This is a genomic window from Methylobacterium organophilum, assembly GCF_022533465.1.
GTDB lineage: Bacteria > Pseudomonadota > Alphaproteobacteria > Rhizobiales > Beijerinckiaceae > Methylobacterium > Methylobacterium organophilum.
Window position 1 is genome coordinate 4,332,364 of the sequence record NZ_CP092848.1, and the last position, 16,943, is coordinate 4,349,306.

Here is a 16,943-nt window from a genome sequence, read left to right on the forward strand (position 1 = left end):
CCCGCTCAAGCTGGTTCCGCCCGGCGGGCCTTGGCGAGGCGATCGAAGGCCTGGAGCTCGGCCAGAAGCCCCGGCATGTCCCGGAGCGCGACCATGTTCGGCCCGTCGGAGGGCGCCCGGTCGGGATCGGGATGCGTCTCGATGAACACGCCCGCGACGCCGACCGCCACCGCCGCCCGGGCGAGGACGGCCACGAATTCCCGCTGGCCGCCGGAGCTCGCCCCCTGACCGCCCGGCTGCTGCACGGAATGGGTCGCGTCGAACACCACCGGTGCGCCGTTCGTCACCTGCGCCATGATCGGCAGGCTGCGCATGTCGGAGACGAGGGTGTTGTAGCCGAAGGAGGCGCCGCGCTCGGTGACGATCACGTTCGGGTTGCCGGCCGCCGTCACCTTGGCCGCGACATGGGCCATGTCCCAGGGGGCGAGGAACTGCCCCTTCTTCACGTTCACCGCCCGGCCCGTGGCGGCGGCGGCGACGAGCAGGTCGGTCTGGCGGCAGAGGAAGGCCGGGATCTGTAGCACGTCCACGGCCTCCGCCACCGGGGCGCATTGCTCGGCGGCATGCACATCGGTGAGCACGGGCAGGCCGAAGCGCTCGCGGATCTCGGCGAAGATCGGCAGCGCGCCCGCCAGGCCGATGCCGCGGGCGGCGCTGCCGGAGGTGCGATTCGCCTTGTCGAAGGACGACTTGAAGACGAGCCCGATCCCGAGCGCCTCGGTGACGGCCTTGAGCGCCTCCGCCACTTCGAGGGCGTGGTCGCGGCTCTCGAGCTGGCAGGGCCCGGCGATCAGGGCCAGGGGCAGGTGGTTGGCGAAGGCGACGGGGCCGACCTGGACGGTGGCGCCGGTGGTGCGGGCGGTCTCGGACATGGGCGCCGCTTTAGCCCGGAAGGGCACCCCTGCGGAAGCCGTAGCGGCGCAGCACGCTTCCCTGCGCCGGGACGAGGCGGCACAGGCTGCCTGCGCTGACGCCATCGAAGCGGTCGCCCGGCTCGCACTGGATCAGGGCGCGCCCCGCGGCGGCGCGCTGGGGCAGGCCCGTGAGGAGCGCGTCCTGATGCAGGCGCAGGGCGATCTCCTCCGCGCGCCGGGCATCCGCCCCCGCCAGCGCCTTGGCGGAGAGCCCGACCAGGATGAAGAAGGCCCGGGCCGGCTCCCGGGCCGGCGTCCAGAGCAGGATTCGGCGCGGCGCGCGGCAATCGAGGCTCATGCGCTGGGCATCCGCCGCGCGGAACATCGCGAGCGATCCCGTGCGCCCGGCGAGCGACGCCCCGGTCACGCGGATCGTGCGCGCGGTGAGCGCGTCGCAGGATTGTGCGGCGGCGGGGCCCGCAGCGAGGCAGAGGAGGAGGGTGGCGGCGCGCAGCATGACGGCCCGTGATCTAGCGCGGCCGTCCCGGGCCGCCACGGGCGTGCCGCCGGTCAGCCACTCCGGCCCTGCGCATCGAGGGCGGCGAAATCCCCGTCGCTCAGCGCGATACCGGCCCCCGCCACGTTCTCAGCGAGATGGACCGGGTCGCCGGTGCCGGGAATCGGCAGGATCACGGGGGAGCGCTTCAGGAGCCAGGCGAGGGCGACGGCACCCTCCCCCACCCCGTGCCGCGCGGCGATGCCGGAAAGCGCCGAGCCCTTGGTCAGGGTGCCTTTGTCGAGGGGCGCCCAGGGGATGAAGCCGATGTTCTGGCGCTCGCAGAAATTGAGCACGTCCTCGCTGGCCCGGTCCACGAGGTTGTAGCGGTTCTGCACCGTGGCCACGGGGAAGAAGTTTTGGGCCGCCTCGATCTCGGCGACCGAGACCTCGCTCAAGCCCACATGCCGGATCAGCCCTTCCTCGCGCATCGCGGCGATGGCCTCGAACTGCACCTCCATCGGGCAGTCCGGGCCGATGCGGTGGAGCTGCCAGAGGTCGATCCGCTCGAGCTTGAGCCGCCGTAGGCTCATCAGCACGCATTGGCGCAGGTAATCGGGGTTGCCCACCGGCCGCCAGATATCCGGCCCGTGCCGGGTCAGGCCGCCCTTCGTGGCGATGACGAGGCCGGGATAGGGGTGGAGCACTTCCCGGATCAGGTCCTCGCTGACGAAGGGGCCGTAGCTGTCGGCGGTGTCGATCAGGTCGATGCCGAGGCCCGGCACCGCTGCGAGCGCCGCTTTCGCCTTCTCCCGGTCCGGAGGCTCGTCCCAGATGCCGGGGCCGGTGATGCGCATGGCGCCGAAGCCGAGGCGATGGACGGTCAGGTCGCCGCCGATGGCGAAGGTGCCGGAGGCCTGTGCGGTGATGGGCTGTGCGGTCATGCTGCTCTCGCGGCTGCGCTCCCTCCTGGCGTCAACCGCGCGCGGCCTGGCCGGATCCCGGAGCACGCGGGGCGGCGACGGGCCGTCGTTCCGCCCGGGGAGCGGGAGAGCTTATACCGCCTCGACCGACGGCGCGCCTTCGATCTTGTCCACCAGGGCGATGATCTCCGGACGGGCTACGGTCCATTCCTGCTCGGCGATGCGTTTGCACAGCCACGACCATTCGGCTTCCTCGAGGGCCAGCCGGCCGCCCTCCTCCGGGAGCTTGTCGAGCTTGTCGATGATCTTGATGGCGGCCCGCACGTCCCCGATCGTGTAGCCCTTCGCGCCCGACGGGCTGGCCTCCAGAAGCATCTTCAGCTGCTGGACTTCTGCAAACAGGCCATTGATGACAAGCTTGATTCTGCGCATGTCTCAAATTCTTCGTTCAGCAGGCAGGCTTGTTTGCATGTCGGCGGCAGGCCGCCCCTGGCGGCAGCTTTGCCTGCCAAGCGGAATCGATGTCCAGACAAGATCTGTTGAGTCTGACCTGTGATGCGAATTAACGCAAAATTTTCATACATCTCTCAAGTTGATTGATTGTCAGTATTTCTACTTTTAATGGCATAACTTGAGGTTCGCGTCGGAACCGGCTTTCCCGGAGCGATCGCATCGACCCAACGAAAACGCGCCGGCTCGGGGGAGCCGGCGCGCAAGTCGGAGGGGAGAGCGGAGGATCGGCGCGGGACGGAATGCATCCCGCGCCGGGAGGGGCGGCCGATCGGCCGCCGGTCGTCAGCCGTTCTTGGCGTTGAGGGCGACCGCGACGAAGCGGGTCTGACCTTTCTGGCTCTTCACGCGCATCAGAACCGCCTTGCGCCCGTTCGATTCCGCGGCGCGGATCTGGGCGGCGACCTCGGACGGCTTCGTGACGGCGGTGCCGGCGACGTCCAGGATCACGTCACCCTGCTCGATGCCCTTGGCCGCGGCCGGGCCGTCGGGATCGACCTCCATCACCGCCACGCCCTGGTCGCCGAGGCCGACATCGCCGGCCGGGGCCAGGCTGAGGCCGAGGCGCGGCTGGCCGTTCGAGGAGGAGCTGCCGCCGCTGGTCGCCGCCTTGCCGTCGGTGGGCAGGGCGCCGAGCTCGACGGTCGCGGTGTCGCTCTTGCCGTTGCGCAGATAGGCGAGCTTCACCGCGGTGCCCGGCTTCAGGCCGGCGATCTTGCGCGAGAGCTCCTTGGCGTCGTTGATCGGCGTGCCGTCGACCGCCTCGATCACGTCGCCGGATTTCAGGCCCGCCTTGGCGGCGGGCGTGCCGTCCTCGGCGTGGTCGACGAGGGCGCCCTTGGCCTTGTCGAGGCCGAGTCCGTCGGCGATGTCCTTGGTCACGGGCTGGATCTGCACGCCGAGATAGCCGCGCACCACCTTGCCGTCCGTGCGCAGCTGGTCGACCACCGCCTGCACGGTCTCGGCGGGGATGGCGAAGGCGAGGCCGACGCTGCCGCCGGAGGGCGAGGCGATCGCCGTGTTCACGCCCACGACCTCGCCGTTGACGTTGAAGGTCGGGCCGCCGGAATTGCCCTTGTTGATCGGCGCGTCGATCTGCAGGAAGTCGTCGTAGGGGCCGGCGCCGATGTCGCGGCCGCGGGCCGAGACGATGCCCGCCGTCACCGTGCCGCCGAGGCCGAACGGGTTGCCGATCGCCACCACCCAGTCGCCGACCTGCGGCGCGGCCTTGCCGAACTGCACGTAGGGATAGCTGCCGGCCTCGTTGATCTTCAGGAGGGCGATGTCGGTCTTGGCGTCCTTGCCGATGACCTTGGCCTCGAGGGTCCGGTTGTCGTCCAGGGTGACCTGCACGGTCTTGGAATGGTCGACGACGTGGTTGTTGGTGACGACGTAGCCGTCCGCCGAGATGATGAAGCCGGAGCCCACCGCCCCGCGCTGGCCGCGGCGCTGCTGCGGCATGCCCGGGGCGCCGTTCTGGCCGAAGCGCTTGAAGAACTCGCGCAGCTGCGGGGGCACCTGCTGCAGGTTCTGGCCGCCGGAGCCGTCCTCGTCGTCCGCATCCGCGCTGTCGTCGAGCTTCACCTTCACCGAGACGACGCCGGGCTTCACCTTGTTGACGATGCCGGCGAAGGAGCCCGGGGGATGGTCGGGGGTCTCGATCGGGGTCTTGGGCAGGGCCTGGGCGAAGGCCGGATGGCCCGCATCGACGAAGCCGACGCCGGCGGCACCGCCCGCGACGAGGGCGGCCGCGGCGACGGAGGCGAGGGCGCGGCGGCGGAAGGTCAGGGTCATGGAACTCTCCGGATGGGCAGGGCGCCGCCCTCCGAAAACCCTTCCGGACGGCGGACCGTGATCCGGTTTCTACGGGGCGCTCCCTGACCCGCCCGTGGCGCGAAGATTACGGTTTGGACAGGTGGCGGCCTGGGGGCCGCCGCTTACCCCTCGGTCAGCCGGGCCAGGGCCTCGCGCAGCTTGTCGAGCCGCGCGGCTTCCGCGTCGCGGCGCTCGCGCTGCTCCTCCACCACCTCCTCCGGCGCCCGGGCGACGAAGTCGGCATTGCCGAGCTTGGCGTCGAGCTTGGCGATCTCGCCCTCGGCCTTGGCGGCCTCCTTCCGGAGGCGCGCCACCTCGGCCGCGAGATCGACGATCCCCTCCAGCGGCAGGGCGGCGACGCTGCCCCGCACGAGGAGCTGCACCGAATTCTTCGGCGCGGCCTCCGCGAAGGTCAGGGCGGAAAGGCGCGCGAGGCGCAGCAGGGTCTCGCCCCAGCGCTCGGCCCGGGCGCGGGTCGCCGGATCGGCCTTGACCAGGACCAGGGGCACCTGCGCCGCGGCGGGCACGTTGGTCTCGGAGCGGGCCGAGCGCACCTCGGAGATCAGCTCGACGACCCAGCCGATCTCGGCCTCCGCGCCGGCATCGGCGAAGCGGTCGAGATCCGGCCAGGCGGCGAGCGCCAGCAGGCCGCGATCCGGGATCCCCTCGCCCTTGATCGCCCAGAGCTCCTCGGTGAGGAAGGGCATGAACGGGTGCAGGAGCTTGGCGATCTGGTCGATCAGGAAGGCGATGGAGGCCTGGGTCTCCGCCTTGGCGGCGGGATCCGCCCCCTCCCCCTGCAGGACGGGCTTGGCGAGCTCGAGATACCAGTCGCAGAAGATGTTCCAGACGAAGCGATAGGCCGCGGCCGCCGCGTCGTTGAAGCGGTAGGCTTCGAGCGCCGAAGCGACCTCGCGCACGGCCTTGCCGGCCTCGGTGATCGCCCAGGCGTTCAGGGTCTCCTTCAAGGCGCCCGGGTCGAAGGCCGGGTCGAGCCGGCAGCCGTTCATCTCGGCGAAGCGCGAGGCGTTCCAGAGCTTGGTCGCGAAGTTGCGGTAGCCCTCGACCCGGTTCACCGCGAGCTTGATGTCGCGTCCCTGCGCAGCCATGGCGGCGAGGGTGAAGCGCAGGGCGTCGGCACCGTACTGGTCGATCAGCCCGAGGGGATCGACCACGTTGCCCTTGGACTTCGACATCTTGGCGCCCGAGGCGTCCCGCACCAGGGTGTGCAGGTAGACCGTGTCGAAGGGCGCCCGGTCGGTCAGGTGCAGGCCCATCATCATCATGCGGGCGACCCAGAAGAACAGGATGTCCTTGCCGGTGACCAGGGTGTTGGTCGGGTAGAAGCGCGACAGCTCCGGCGTCGCCTCCGGCCAGCCGAGCGTCGAGAACGGCCACAGCGCGGAGGAGAACCAGGTGTCCAGCACGTCGGCGTCGCGGGTGAGGGTGACCGCGCGCCCGCGCGCCGCCGCGGCCTTGGCCTGCGCCTCCGCCTCGCTGCCGGCGACGTAGATGCCGCCCTCCTCGTCGTACCAGACCGGGATCTGGTGGCCCCACCAGAGCTGGCGCGAGATGCACCAGGGCTCGATGTTCTCGAGCCACTGGAAGAAGATCTTCTCGTAGTTCTCGGGCACGAACTTGGTCTGGCCGTCGCGCACCGCCTGCAGGGCGCGCTCGGCCAGGGGCTTCACGTTCACGTACCACTGGTCGGTCAGGTAGGGCTCGATCACCACGTTCGAGCGGTCGCCATGGGGCACCGCATGGGTGTTCGGCTCGATCGTCCGGCAGAGGCCCCGCTCCTCCATGAGGGCGACGACGCGCTTGCGCGCCTCGAAGCGGTCGAGCCCGTGCAGGGCCAGCGCCTCCGGCTCGGGCGCGGCGCCCTCCAGGAAGGCGGCGTTGCCGGCGATCGCGATGCGGGCCTCGGTGTCGAGCACGTTGATCGCGGGCGCGCCGTGCCGGCGGCCGACCTCGAAGTCGTTGAAATCGTGGGCCGGGGTGATCTTGACCGCGCCGGTGCCCTTCTCGGGGTCGGAATATTCGTCGGCGACGATCGGGATCAGGCGGCCGACCAGGGGCAGGCGCACGCGCTTGCCGACCAGCGCCGTGTAGCGCTCGTCCTCCGGATGCACCGCGACCGCGGTGTCGCCGAGCATGGTCTCGGGCCGGGTGGTGGCCACGGTGATGATGTCGCCGGTCGGCGCGCCGTCCGCATCGACCACGGGATAGTCGAAGTGCCAGAGATGGCCTTTCACCTCGACCTGCAGCACCTCGAGATCGGAGATCGCGGTCTGGAACTTCGGGTCCCAGTTCACGAGGCGCTTGTCGCGGTAGATCAGGCCCTGGGCGTGCAGGTCGACGAAGGTCTTCAGGACGGCCTTGGACAGGCCCTCGTCCATGGTGAAGCGTTCCCGCGACCAGTCGCAGGAGGCGCCCAGGCGCTTCAACTGCTCGACGATGGCGCCGCCGGATTCCGCCTTCCAGGCCCAGACCTTCTCGACGAAGGCTTCGCGGCCGAGTTCGCGCCGGCCGGGCTGCTGCGTCTCCATGAGCTTGCGCTCGACCACCATCTGCGTGGCGATGCCCGCATGGTCGGTGCCCGGCTGCCAGAGCACGTCCCGCCCGCGCAGGCGCTCGAAGCGGCAGAGGATGTCCTGCAGGGTGTTGTTGAGGGCGTGGCCCATATGCAGGGAGCCCGTCACGTTCGGCGGCGGGATCACGATGCAGTAGGGTTGCGCGCCGGCGCGCTCGGGCCGGCCGGCGCGGAAGGCGTCCGCGTCCTCCCAGGCGGCGCGGATGCGCGCCTCGACGGGGGCGGGATCGAAGGTTTTGTCCATCATGGGGCGTTACGGCCGGTCGTGCGCACGTCGCGGAAGAATGCTCGCGCCGCTTTCAACCCGCCGCCGCCTCCCCGTCAACCGAGCAGACGCCGAGATCGCCTGCCGGGCGCACGTCTGCCCGGCGCCGGGATCGCGTCTCAGCGGCCGCGCGTGACCCGTTCGATCTCCGCGCGCACGAGGCGTTCGACCATGTGCGGCAGGTTCTCGTCGAGCCAGGCGCGCAGCATCGGCCGCAGCATGTCCTTGACGAGGTCTTCGAGGGTCCGGCTGTTCTGTGTCAGCACCGTATGGGAGAGCAGGCCGAAGGCTTGGCCGACGGTCTCGTCCGTCGCCTTCGAGACGAGGCGCTCCTCCTCGAAGGCTTTCGGTTCGAACGCGGGCGGTTCGAAGAAGGTCGGCTCGGGTTCCGGCTCCGGTTCGGGCACCGGCTCCTCTTCGAGGAAGTCGATCTCCTCAAAGGGGACGGGCTCCGGACGGCGTACGGGCTGCGCGACCTCGGCGAGGTCGAGCACGTCCTCTTCCTCGGGTTCGGGCGGGGGCGGCGCAGGCGCGCGGGGCGCGGGCTCAGGCGGCTTGGGCGCCTGATCGTCGGCGATGATGCGACGGATCGAGGCGAGGATCTCCTCCATGGAGGGTTCCTGCGCGGAATCCGGCATCTTCGGGTTGGCTGCACTCATACCGGGAACGCTCGGGCAGGCTGCGGACCTCCGCCGGGAAGTCCTGACACGCGGATCGCGCTCTGCGACGGTGGCCAGTATTTCACGCGTCTTGGCGGAGACAAGCGCGCGAAAGACTCACCGAACAGGAAACGACGCTCCATCCCGAGGGAAAGAGCGTCCGGTGCCTAGCGTCCGTCGGGTGTGCGCAATCCGAACCAGAGATCCTTGACCTGGTCGTAATGCTCCTTGGCGCTGTAGGCGGCCACGGGGAGGGCGGTGAAGCGCACGGTGAGGCGGCCGACGGCCTGGACGACGTCGTAGGAATTCACGACGCGGTCGCGCTGGGCCAGGATCAGGTTGACCCGTGCGTTGAGCAGCTCCTGCTGGGCGTTGAGCACGTCGAGGGTGGTGCGCTGGCCGACCCGGGCCTCCTCGCGCACGCCGTTGAGGGCGACCTCGTTGGCCTGGACCTGGGCCTGGGAGGCGATGACCTGGGCCTTGGCCGCCTCGAGCCGGCCCCAGGCCTGGACGATGGCCGCGCGCACGGCGTCGCGGTCGCGCTCGGCCAGCAGGCGGGCCTGGCTGACGAGTTCCTTGGCCTGGCGGATCTGGGCGTATTCCTGGCCGCCCTGGTAGAGCGGCACGGTCAGGCGGCCGACGATGGAGGCGGTGACGCCGTTGTCGCCGGGCAGGGTCTGGTCGTAGCGCTGCTGGACGTTGCCCTGGATGCCGAATTGCGGGGCGAGCGCGCCTTCGAGCACCTTGACCTGCAATTCGGCGGCATCGACCGCGTGCAGGTCGGCCAGGATCTGGGGATGCTCGCGCAGGCCGATGGTGACGGCGGTGTCGAGGCTGGCGGGCACGTAGCGGTCGAGGGGGCGTCCGGGGGCGAGCTGGCGCGGCTCGACGCCGATGGCCTGGCGGTAGACGCCGATGGAGGAGCGCAGGTTGGACTCGGCGGCGCTGACCTGGGAGCGGGCGCCGGCGAGGCGGGCCTCGGCCTGGGCGACGTCGGTGCGGGTGACCTCGCCGACGTTGAAGCGGTCGCGGGTCTGGCGCAGCTGCTCCTCGAGCACCTCGACGTTGTTGCGCTGGAGCTCGAGGGTGGCGGTGTCGCGCAGGACGTTCATGTAGGCCTGGGCGGCGCCGAACAGCGTCTGCATCTCGCTGAGCCGCAGGGTCTCGCGGGCGTTGAGCACGCCCGATTCCGCCCGGCGGGTCTGGTTGTCGGTCTGGAAGCCGTTGAACAGGGTCTGGTTGACGGTCAGCCCTGCCCCACCGGGATTGGTGTTGAGCCCGGCGATCCTTTGCCCCTGCAGCTTTCCCTCGAAATATTGGGCGCCGATATCGGCGGTGATGCTGGCGGTGGGTCGATAGCCCGACTGGGCGATGGCGACGTTCTCGTCGGTCGAGCGCACATTGGCGCGCTGCGCGTTCAGCGTCGGATTGGCCGCGTAGGCGCGCGACAGGGCGCTTTCCAGAGTCTCCGCCGCGGCCGGCCGCGCCATGACGAGCGCCAGCGCGGTCGCGCAGGCAGCCCCGAGCACAAGCCGAGCGGCAGGTTTGCAGTCTCTCACGTCGATCAGCCCTTGCGGTTTCTCGATGCGCCGTCCGGCCGCTCCTGGATGCGACCGTTGCACGCACTCTCGCGCGTTCCGGCATGCCCGCCTCGGGCGAAATCTTAGCCGAGCTGCCGCAGCCCGGGACAGGGGGCGCGCGGCATCCACTTACGATTGCTGAAGGGGTGGCTCAAAAAGGCGACACTTGGCCCGCCGCGCCCTCATGCGCGGAGGTGCGCTCGCGGTGGTTGCAGGGCCTGGGTGTGGCGCCTTGATGTCGGATCCGGCCGGTTCCTTCCGGCGAGCGGATGGGGCCTCGCTCGATCGCCGGGTTGGCCCGGCTGTCGGGTGGCCGACTCGGCGCTCAGAAGGCGAAGCCGGGGGCGGGCGCGAAGGCTTTGAGGGGCGGCAGGGCGGCGTCGAAGAGGGGGCGGGATCCGAAGGCGTTACCGGCCCGCACGAACAGCGTGGCTTTGGCGCCGCGCTCCGGCCCGAGGACACAGACGAGCCGGCCGTCGTCGGCGAGCTGGTCGAGAAGGGCCTGGGGCCGCGTCTCGACCCGGCCCTCGACCAGGATGGCGTCGAACGGCGCCTCGGCGGCCGCACCCGTCTCCACCGCGCCCTCGATCAGCGTGGCCTGGTCGCCCAGGCGCTCCCGCGCCACCGCGGCGAGCGCCGCTACCGGCTCCAGGGCGACGACGCGGGCGCCGAGCCGGGCGAGGATGGCCGCGCCGTAGCCGTGGCCCGTCGCCACGTCGAGGGCGCGGCTGCCCGGGCGCACCTGTAGCGCCTGGATCATGCGGGCGAGCACCATGGGGGCCGGCATGACGCGCACATCCCCCTCGGCCTCGCCGAGGCGAATCGTCTGGTCGATATAGGCGAAGCCCTCACGTCCCTGCGGCATGAAGCGCTCGCGGGGCACGCTGTCGAAGGCATCGAGCACCGCGTTGTCGTTCACGTCGAAGGTCCGCAACTGGCAGTCGACCATGAGGCGCCGAGCCTGTGCGAAATCGAGCATGCGGGCGGTCTTTCTCTCGACATCCACGCCCGCACGCGGAGCTTCCTCGCGGAGATCCGGGCCGGGCCGGGCGGTTTGTCGTGGATCGCCCCGCGAATTGCAAGGCTCAGCCGGCCGCCGCCGTGGCCGGCGTCGCGCGCATGTCATCCGCGGGATTATCGGGACGCCGTAGATTGTGGAGGCCTCGCCCGGAATCGAACCGGGGTGCAAGGATTTGCAGTCCTCTGCGTAACCACTCCGCCACGAGGCCTCGTCCGCAAAGCCGATAAGGGCGTTTCGCGGTCCCTCCGGATCCGACGGCCGATCCGGGGTCGGGCGTCTCTAGCAGAGCCCTGCCCCGATGGGCAACGCCCTTTCTCGTCTCCCCGGTGGCGGGGGCGGCCTTTCCCGGCCTCCGCCCCTGCCGCCGGGGCTCCGCCGCAGAAATTCGCATCCGAGACTTGCGCCGGCTCGGTTCCTTGCGCTATGAGCCCGCCACCGCCGGAGACGGCGCGGCGATCCCCGATAGCTCAGTTGGTAGAGCAGGCGACTGTTAATCGCCTTGTCGCAGGTTCGAGTCCTGCTCGGGGAGCCATCCCTCCTATAAAATCCCTCGGATCGAAACGCTTTCGGCGCCCTCTTCCGCGATGGGCGCGATCGTGATTCCGTCGCTCCGACCCCTTCCTCACGCCCGATCTTCGGCAGGATGCGACGGCGCGCCGTCGCCCGCGAACCCTTCGGAGCCCTCCCCGTTATCTGTCGAGGAGGATTCCATGCAGAACGAGAGCGCCGGGGGCGAGGGCGAGCACGAGCCGGCCCGGGTGAATGTCGAGGATGCGCGGGCCGCAGCCTATTGGGCGCGGCGATTCCAGGTGCCCGTCGAGCAGGTCCGGTCCGCGGTCGCGACCGTGGGGGACGACCCGGCGCGGGTCGCTGCGCATCTCGGCAAGCCCTGGCCCTACACCCTGAGCGGGATCGTGTGAGCGCCCGCCTGCGCCGTGGCCTTAACGCGTCGCCCCGAGACGGTTCGCCGTGCTCCGTGTCGCGGGGGTCTGCGGCAGGTGTCCGGCCCGGAGGCCCTGCTGCCGGGCCGAGGCACGAAAGAAAGCGGCGAAGTTCTCGGCATCGGCGGGCGCGAGCCCGTCCATCAGCAGGAGCGTGCCGCTATAGACCGCCTGGAAGCCGCGCTCGTCGCGGCGGATGTTGATCTTCGACATCGGGCCGCAGCTCCGATCGTTGATTCCCCTCGGTCTTTTTATGGCGCGAGCGTCGCAGCGAAGCGTCGCTTCGTAAAGCCGCTTCTTTGAGCAGGCACGCGCCGTGCCTCCCGAAAGATGCGGAACAATCATTTCCGGTGCCTGTTCGCGGGAGCGCAAACTGCTAGGTTCGCCCTCCTCTTCGGGAGACTTTCGATATGCGCGCCCTCGGCCTCGCTCTTCCCCTCGCCGCCCTGCTCACGCTGCCCCTCGCCCTCCCGGCTGCCGCGCAATCCGCGGCGCAGACGGCCCAGCGCGACCGGATGAAGACCTGCAACACCGATGCCGGCACGCAGAAGCTCTCGGGCGATGCCCGCAAGACCTTCATGGCCGATTGCCTCGCCGGCAAGACCGCGGCGCCGGCGAGCACACTCACCCCGCAGCAGGAGAAGATGAAGAGCTGCAACGCGGAGGCCGGCACGAAGGGGCTCAAGGGCGATGCCCGCAAGACCTTCATGAGCACCTGTCTCAAGGGCTGAGCGGCCGGGGATGAGCGCAGGGCGCCGCATGCTCCGCCGCGCCTCCGGGCTGCTGGGCCTGCTGTTCGCCACGGCCGCCGCGGCCCAGGCGCCTGCGCCGAAGCCCGTCGTGGAGGGCGCGGGCGGCGACCCGCGCACCTCCGTCTCGCAGCCGGAGACGACGAGCCAGGCCTCCGGCGGCTATGTCCGCTCGGTCGAGCCCTTCCTCGGCCCCCTGGGCGATCCCCTCGGGCTGCGCCCCCCGCTCAAGGCGGCGGGCATCGAGTACAGCCTCACCTACATCGTCGACATCCTCGGCAATCCCGTCGGCGGCATCCGGCAGGGGGCCGTCGTCGAGGACCGCCTCAACCTCCGGCTCAATCTCGACCTGCACAAGCTCGTCGGCTGGGAGGGGGCGAGCGTCCACGCCAACGCCTATTTCATCCACGGCACCGGCCTGTCGCGCTACAATGTCGGCAACCTCCTGGCGGCGAGCGTGATCGAGGCGCTGCCGTCGAGCCGCCTCTACGTGCTCTGGTTCGAGCAGCTGTTCTTCGACGGCCAGCTCGGCCTGCGCCTCGGCCAGCAGGCGGCGGACACCGAGTTCTTCGTGAGCCAGTCGGCGACGCTGTTCGTGAATTCGAGCTTCGGCTGGCCGGCGATCAACGCCTTCGACCTGCCGAGCGGCGGTCCGGCCTATCCCCTCGCCGCCCCGGCGATCCGGGCCAAATACGTGCCGGGCAACGGCTTCTCCCTCCAGGTCGGCCTCTATGACGGCGACCCAGCCGGCGCGAACCGTCCCGGGGACGATCCGGAGGCGCAGCGGCTCAACCGCACGGGCACGAATTTCCGGGTGCACGACCCGGCCCTCCTCATCGCCGAGGCCTCCTACGGCTACAACACGGACAAGGACGCGACCGGCCTGCCGGGCGATGTCACGCTGGGCGGCTGGCAGCATTTCGGGCGCTTCGACGATCCCCGCATCGACCAGACGGGGCTGTTCCTGGCCGACCCGAATTCGACCGGCATCGGCCGTCGCCTGCGCGGCAATGCCGGGATCTACGCGGTGTTCGATCAGACGCTCTACCGGGAATCGGACAAGGACGACGAGGGTCTCGGCTTCTTCCTGCGGGCGGCCTATTCGCCCACCCGCTCCAGCCTGATCGATGCCTATGTCGATACTGGGCTCGCCTATAAGGGCCTGTTCCCGGGGCGCGACGACGACACGATCGGCATCAGCCTCGCCCATGCCCGCATCAGCGACGCCTCTCGCGGCGCCGACACCGACATGATCCGCTTTGCCGGCACCGCCCTGCCCCGGCGCCGGGGCGAGACCGTGATCGAGGCGACCTACCAAGCCGTCGTGGTGCCGGGATTCACGGTGCAGCCGGACGTGCAGATGATCCTGCATCCCGGCGGCGGCATCCCGAACCCGCGCGATCCGAACGGGGCCCGGATCAAGAACGCCGCCGTGCTCGGCCTGCGCGCCACCGTCCAGTACTGATCAGGCGGAAACGGCGTCGACCTCCGGCGGCACCGGCCGCGGCCGGCCCTGGTCGTCGATCGAGACGAAGGTGAAGCGCGCCTGCGTCACCTTCTCGCGCAGCTGCGTGCGGAAGCGTCGGGCCCAGGCCTCGACCTCGATCTTCATCGAAGTGCGGCCGACGGCGGTGATGCGGGTGTAGACGCAGAGCACGTCCCCGACCTTGACCGGCCGGATGAAGGTCATGGCGTCGACCGCCACCGTGACCACGCGGCCCTGCGCCCGCTCGACCCCGGCGATGCCGCCGGCCTGGTCCATCTGCGACATCACCCAGCCGCCGAAGATGTCGCCGTTGGCGTTGGTGTCCGCCGGCATCGCGATGGTGCGCACCGTCAGGTTGCCCTGCGGTGCCTCCGCCTCCTCCATGCCCCTCTCCCGTGCCGATGCGCCGCCGATCCGTGCCAGGCCTGTGCTCAGGGCAGGATGCCCGCAAGCTTCAGGCCGGCCGCCAGGATGATGGCGAAGGCCGCCATGGCCCATTCCAGGGGCACATGCTGCAGGAGATCGCGGGCCGGCGCATCGGCCCGCCGCGCCTGGCTGGCGGTTCTGAACATCGGATTTCCTCCGGCCTGGCCCGTCTCGTGCGGGCCGTCTGCCGCGATCATCCTAGGACAGCACAACCGAAAGGCGAAGCAGTTTTCGGAAGATGATCGTGTCCTTTCAGGCGCTTAGGGGTGCCGTGGTCTTGCGTAAAAACAGGGCATGCCCAAGCTGAAAGCAGTTCTTGCTGTGGCCGGTCCCATGAAGACTTGCCCCGCGCCCCGCTATCAGGGGGGGGCTGCCCCGAAGGGCAGCCGAGCCGGTCAGGCGATCTGCGTCGTCATGTCGACGACCCGCGCCTCCCCGCTCCGACGGACGAGTTCGATCGCGTGCTCGCAATCCTCGCGGCGGACATAGCCCTCTCCCGAATCGGCGATGACGTTGCCGTTGCTGGCGCGCAGGCGCCAGCGCCATTCGCCGGCGGCATCCCGGTAGAGCTCGAACCGCATCGCATCCTCCACAAGCTGGGTCTGGCCGAGATGGGGGCGGCGGGCGCGGCGGCAATCCCGGAGAGGGGGCCGCGGCACGAAAAAGGCCGGCCCCAGGGGGACCGGCCTCGTTTCGCGTGTCGGATCGGCTCTTTGCGAGCCGAGCCCGGGTCAGGAGCGCGGGGCGCGCTCGAGCCAGCCGATGGCGCGGCCCTCGCCGCCCTGGCCCGGGCGGTTGCCGCCGGGGCGCGGCCCGCGCCGCTCGGGGCGGCCCGCACCCCGGTTCTCGCCGCGCGGTTCGGCGCGCTGGTCGCGGGGCGCGCCATTGCGCTCGGTCCGCTCCGGGCGGCCCTGGCCGCCGGGCAGGCCCTGGGGACGTCCGGGACGGCCGCCGCGGGCCTCCCCGTCGCGACCCTGGCCGGGCCGGCCCTGGTGCTGGCCGGCGGATTGGGCCGGGCGCTGCCCCTGGTGCTGGGCCGGGCGGCCGCCCGGGCGACCCTGGCGCTGGCCAGGCCGGCCCTGGGGCTGACGCGGCGGCCGGCGGGCCTCCTCGGCGGCGTTCTCCTGGGCCTCCTGGCGGGTCGGAGGCACGAAGCCCTCGGGGAAGCCGGCCACCGGCACCTTCTGGCGGGTGATCCGCTCGATGTCGCGCAGGTAGGCCTTCTCCTCGTCGTTGCAGAAGGAGATGGCGAGGCCCGCCGCCCCGGCGCGGGCGGTGCGGCCGATGCGGTGGACGTAGGATTCCGGCACGTTCGGCAGGTCGTAATTGACGACGTGGGTCACGCCCTCAACGTCGATGCCGCGGGCGGCGATGTCGGTCGCCACCAGCACCCGGCAGGAACCGTCGCGGAAGGCGGCGAGCGCCCGCTCGCGCTGCGGCTGGGACTTGTTGCCGTGGATCGCCGCGCCGGCGATGCCGACCTTGTCGAGGCCGCGCACCACCCGGTCGGCACCGTGCTTGGTCCGGGTGAAGACGAGGACGCGGTCGATCGAGGGATCGCGCAGGATGTGGCCGAGCAGCGCCTGCTTGGCGCCGGTATGGCAGAAGATCACCTGCTGCTCGACCCGCTCGGCGGTGGTCGCCACCGGGGTGACGGCGACCTGCACGGGATCGCGCAGGTACTGGCCGGCGAGGTCGGCGATGTTCCGCGGCATGGTGGCCGAGAAGAACAGGCTCTGGCGCTGGGCCGGGAGCATCTTCACGATGCGCTTGAGGGCGTGGATGAAGCCGAGGTCGAGCATCTGGTCGGCCTCGTCGAGGACGAGGATCTCGACGCCCTCGAGGGTCAGCGCCCGGCGGTCGACGAGGTCGATGAGCCGGCCGGGGGTGGCGACGAGGATGTCGACGCCCGGCGCCACCGCCCGCTCCTGGCGGCCGATGGTGACGCCGCCGAACACCACGGTGTTGGTGAGGGCGAGATGCTTGCCGTAGTCGGAGAAGCTGTCGGCGATCTGGTTGGCGAGCTCACGGGTGGGCGACAGCACCAGCGCCCGGCAGCCGCGGCGGGGCGCCCGGCGCTTGTCCTGGGCGAGGCGGTGCAGGATCGGCAGGGCGAAGGCCGCCGTCTTGCCGGTGCCGGTCTGGGCGATGCCGCAGAGGTCCCGGCCCTCCATGGCGGGCGCGATCGCCTGCGCCTGGATCGGGGTCGGCGTCACGTAGCCGGCCTCGGCAAGCGCCTTCAGCACGGGCTCCGCGAGTCCGAAATCGGAAAACTGGGTCAAGTCGTATCTTTCGGGCAGCGATGTCCGGCCACCGGCGTCGCGCGTTCGCGACGGGATCAGGCCGGTCAGTTTGCGAGGGACTGCCCGCGTGATGGGGCGGTCGAAGATGCATGCACGTTGAAGAGAGGGGCCGGTTCGCGTCTCGGGCTGGAAAGCGGAGAAGCGCGCCGTCACGCAGCCCCCTCAAGCGGCACTCATTCGGCCGCTGACGCTGCGCTGCACATATGCGCCCGCTGCCTCGGCAAGTCAATGAGCGACCTTTGTGGGGCCGGCGGGCGGATTCCGCCTTCGCCGATGGGGATGAACGGCGGAATCCGGTGGCCAGCGCCTCCCTGCGGCCGGA

At 70.7% G+C, this 16,943-nt stretch carries 17 protein-coding genes and 2 tRNA genes; 4 read left to right on the forward strand and 15 right to left on the reverse strand.

Annotated elements, in window-relative coordinates:
• Nucleotides 1–5: 5 nt before the first annotated feature.
• The 10 genes from kdsA to MMB17_RS20515 all read right to left on the reverse strand — a co-directional run bounded on the left by kdsA (nucleotide 6) and on the right by MMB17_RS20515 (nucleotide 10,924).
• A complete protein-coding gene (gene kdsA, locus MMB17_RS20470) occupies nucleotides 6–872 on the reverse strand; it encodes a 3-deoxy-8-phosphooctulonate synthase (protein ID WP_241100087.1) in 867 nt (288 codons plus the stop codon).
• Nucleotides 873–882: 10 nt separating this feature from the next.
• Nucleotides 883–1,371, reverse strand: a complete 489-nt coding sequence (locus MMB17_RS20475; protein WP_238310837.1) for a hypothetical protein — start codon at nucleotides 1,369–1,371, stop codon at nucleotides 883–885.
• A gap of 53 nt (nucleotides 1,372–1,424) precedes the next feature.
• Nucleotides 1,425–2,294 carry an aldo/keto reductase gene (locus tag MMB17_RS20480; RefSeq protein ID WP_241100088.1) on the reverse strand — a complete coding sequence of 290 codons (870 nt, stop codon included), beginning with the start codon at nucleotides 2,292–2,294 and terminating at the stop codon, nucleotides 1,425–1,427.
• Nucleotides 2,295–2,405: 111 nt separating this feature from the next.
• Nucleotides 2,406–2,705, reverse strand: a complete 300-nt coding sequence (locus tag MMB17_RS20485; RefSeq protein WP_241100089.1) for a hypothetical protein — start codon at nucleotides 2,703–2,705, stop codon at nucleotides 2,406–2,408.
• A 363-nt stretch (nucleotides 2,706–3,068) separates the two neighbouring features.
• Nucleotides 3,069–4,577 carry a Do family serine endopeptidase gene (locus MMB17_RS20490; protein WP_241100090.1) on the reverse strand — a complete coding sequence of 503 codons (1,509 nt, stop codon included), beginning with the start codon at nucleotides 4,575–4,577 and terminating at the stop codon, nucleotides 3,069–3,071.
• Between the two features lie 143 nt (nucleotides 4,578–4,720).
• A complete protein-coding gene (locus MMB17_RS20495) occupies nucleotides 4,721–7,438 on the reverse strand; it encodes a valine--tRNA ligase (protein WP_241100091.1) in 2,718 nt (905 codons plus the stop codon).
• A 137-nt stretch (nucleotides 7,439–7,575) separates the two neighbouring features.
• Nucleotides 7,576–8,115 (reverse strand): PopZ family protein, encoded by a 540-nt coding sequence (locus MMB17_RS20500; protein WP_241100092.1) that lies wholly within the window; start codon nucleotides 8,113–8,115, stop codon nucleotides 7,576–7,578.
• Between the two features lie 167 nt (nucleotides 8,116–8,282).
• A complete protein-coding gene (locus MMB17_RS20505; protein WP_241100093.1) occupies nucleotides 8,283–9,605 on the reverse strand; it encodes a TolC family outer membrane protein in 1,323 nt (440 codons plus the stop codon).
• Between the two features lie 415 nt (nucleotides 9,606–10,020).
• Nucleotides 10,021–10,674: a protein-L-isoaspartate O-methyltransferase family protein gene (locus tag MMB17_RS20510; RefSeq protein ID WP_241102254.1), complete on the reverse strand. Its 654-nt coding sequence runs from the start codon at nucleotides 10,672–10,674 to the stop codon at nucleotides 10,021–10,023.
• A 176-nt stretch (nucleotides 10,675–10,850) separates the two neighbouring features.
• A tRNA-Cys gene (locus MMB17_RS20515) sits at nucleotides 10,851–10,924 on the reverse strand.
• A gap of 248 nt (nucleotides 10,925–11,172) precedes the next feature.
• Between MMB17_RS20515 and MMB17_RS20520 the strand changes: the two genes are divergently transcribed.
• Both MMB17_RS20520 and MMB17_RS20525 read left to right on the forward strand, forming a co-directional pair.
• Nucleotides 11,173–11,248 (forward strand) — tRNA-Asn (locus tag MMB17_RS20520).
• 178 nt (nucleotides 11,249–11,426) lie between these two features.
• Nucleotides 11,427–11,636: a DUF3606 domain-containing protein gene (locus tag MMB17_RS20525; RefSeq protein ID WP_241100094.1), complete on the forward strand. Its 210-nt coding sequence runs from the start codon at nucleotides 11,427–11,429 to the stop codon at nucleotides 11,634–11,636.
• Nucleotides 11,637–11,657: 21 nt separating this feature from the next.
• Here MMB17_RS20525 and MMB17_RS20530 read toward each other — a convergent pair whose 3' ends face one another.
• On the reverse strand, nucleotides 11,658–11,870 hold the full coding sequence (locus tag MMB17_RS20530; RefSeq protein WP_238310828.1) for a hypothetical protein: 213 nt from the start codon (nucleotides 11,868–11,870) through the stop codon (nucleotides 11,658–11,660).
• A gap of 197 nt (nucleotides 11,871–12,067) precedes the next feature.
• Here MMB17_RS20530 and MMB17_RS20535 point away from each other — a divergent pair, with 197 nt between their 5' ends.
• Nucleotides 12,068–12,388 carry a PsiF family protein gene (locus MMB17_RS20535; RefSeq protein ID WP_238310827.1) on the forward strand — a complete coding sequence of 107 codons (321 nt, stop codon included), beginning with the start codon at nucleotides 12,068–12,070 and terminating at the stop codon, nucleotides 12,386–12,388.
• A 28-nt stretch (nucleotides 12,389–12,416) separates the two neighbouring features.
• Nucleotides 12,417–13,871 (forward strand): carbohydrate porin, encoded by a 1,455-nt coding sequence (locus tag MMB17_RS20540; RefSeq protein WP_420847383.1) that lies wholly within the window; start codon nucleotides 12,417–12,419, stop codon nucleotides 13,869–13,871.
• Here MMB17_RS20540 and MMB17_RS20545 read toward each other — a convergent pair whose 3' ends face one another.
• The 4 genes from MMB17_RS20545 to MMB17_RS20560 form a co-directional block, all read right to left on the reverse strand.
• Nucleotides 13,872–14,276 carry an acyl-CoA thioesterase gene (locus MMB17_RS20545; RefSeq protein WP_241100096.1) on the reverse strand — a complete coding sequence of 135 codons (405 nt, stop codon included), beginning with the start codon at nucleotides 14,274–14,276 and terminating at the stop codon, nucleotides 13,872–13,874.
• 47 nt (nucleotides 14,277–14,323) lie between these two features.
• A complete protein-coding gene (locus MMB17_RS20550) occupies nucleotides 14,324–14,464 on the reverse strand; it encodes a hypothetical protein (protein ID WP_238310824.1) in 141 nt (46 codons plus the stop codon).
• Between the two features lie 249 nt (nucleotides 14,465–14,713).
• A complete protein-coding gene (locus MMB17_RS20555; RefSeq protein ID WP_238310823.1) occupies nucleotides 14,714–14,899 on the reverse strand; it encodes a YegP family protein in 186 nt (61 codons plus the stop codon).
• A gap of 150 nt (nucleotides 14,900–15,049) precedes the next feature.
• On the reverse strand, nucleotides 15,050–16,600 hold the full coding sequence (locus tag MMB17_RS20560; protein WP_238310822.1) for a DEAD/DEAH box helicase: 1,551 nt from the start codon (nucleotides 16,598–16,600) through the stop codon (nucleotides 15,050–15,052).
• Nucleotides 16,601–16,943: the final 343 nt, after the last annotated feature.

Bases quoted from the DNA above. Each gene is read 5' to 3' on its own strand.
- kdsA (WP_241100087.1), bottom strand. From the start codon at position 872: ATGTCCGAGACCGCCCGCACCACCGGCGCCACCGTCCAGGTCGGCCCC.
- MMB17_RS20475 (WP_238310837.1), bottom strand. From the start codon at position 1,371: ATGCTGCGCGCCGCCACCCTCCTCCTCTGCCTCGCTGCGGGCCCCGCC.
- MMB17_RS20480 (WP_241100088.1), bottom strand. From the start codon at position 2,294: ATGACCGCACAGCCCATCACCGCACAGGCCTCCGGCACCTTCGCCATC.
- MMB17_RS20485 (WP_241100089.1), bottom strand. From the start codon at position 2,705: ATGCGCAGAATCAAGCTTGTCATCAATGGCCTGTTTGCAGAAGTCCAG.
- MMB17_RS20490 (WP_241100090.1), bottom strand. From the start codon at position 4,577: ATGACCCTGACCTTCCGCCGCCGCGCCCTCGCCTCCGTCGCCGCGGCC.
- MMB17_RS20495 (WP_241100091.1), bottom strand. From the start codon at position 7,438: ATGATGGACAAAACCTTCGATCCCGCCCCCGTCGAGGCGCGCATCCGC.
- MMB17_RS20500 (WP_241100092.1), bottom strand. From the start codon at position 8,115: ATGAGTGCAGCCAACCCGAAGATGCCGGATTCCGCGCAGGAACCCTCC.
- MMB17_RS20505 (WP_241100093.1), bottom strand. From the start codon at position 9,605: ATGGCGCGGCCGGCCGCGGCGGAGACTCTGGAAAGCGCCCTGTCGCGC.
- MMB17_RS20510 (WP_241102254.1), bottom strand. From the start codon at position 10,674: ATGCTCGATTTCGCACAGGCTCGGCGCCTCATGGTCGACTGCCAGTTG.
- MMB17_RS20525 (WP_241100094.1), top strand. From the start codon at position 11,427: ATGCAGAACGAGAGCGCCGGGGGCGAGGGCGAGCACGAGCCGGCCCGG.
- MMB17_RS20530 (WP_238310828.1), bottom strand. From the start codon at position 11,870: ATGTCGAAGATCAACATCCGCCGCGACGAGCGCGGCTTCCAGGCGGTC.
- MMB17_RS20535 (WP_238310827.1), top strand. From the start codon at position 12,068: ATGCGCGCCCTCGGCCTCGCTCTTCCCCTCGCCGCCCTGCTCACGCTG.
- MMB17_RS20540 (WP_420847383.1), top strand. From the start codon at position 12,417: ATGCTCCGCCGCGCCTCCGGGCTGCTGGGCCTGCTGTTCGCCACGGCC.
- MMB17_RS20545 (WP_241100096.1), bottom strand. From the start codon at position 14,276: ATGGAGGAGGCGGAGGCACCGCAGGGCAACCTGACGGTGCGCACCATC.
- MMB17_RS20550 (WP_238310824.1), bottom strand. From the start codon at position 14,464: ATGTTCAGAACCGCCAGCCAGGCGCGGCGGGCCGATGCGCCGGCCCGC.
- MMB17_RS20555 (WP_238310823.1), bottom strand. From the start codon at position 14,899: ATGCGGTTCGAGCTCTACCGGGATGCCGCCGGCGAATGGCGCTGGCGC.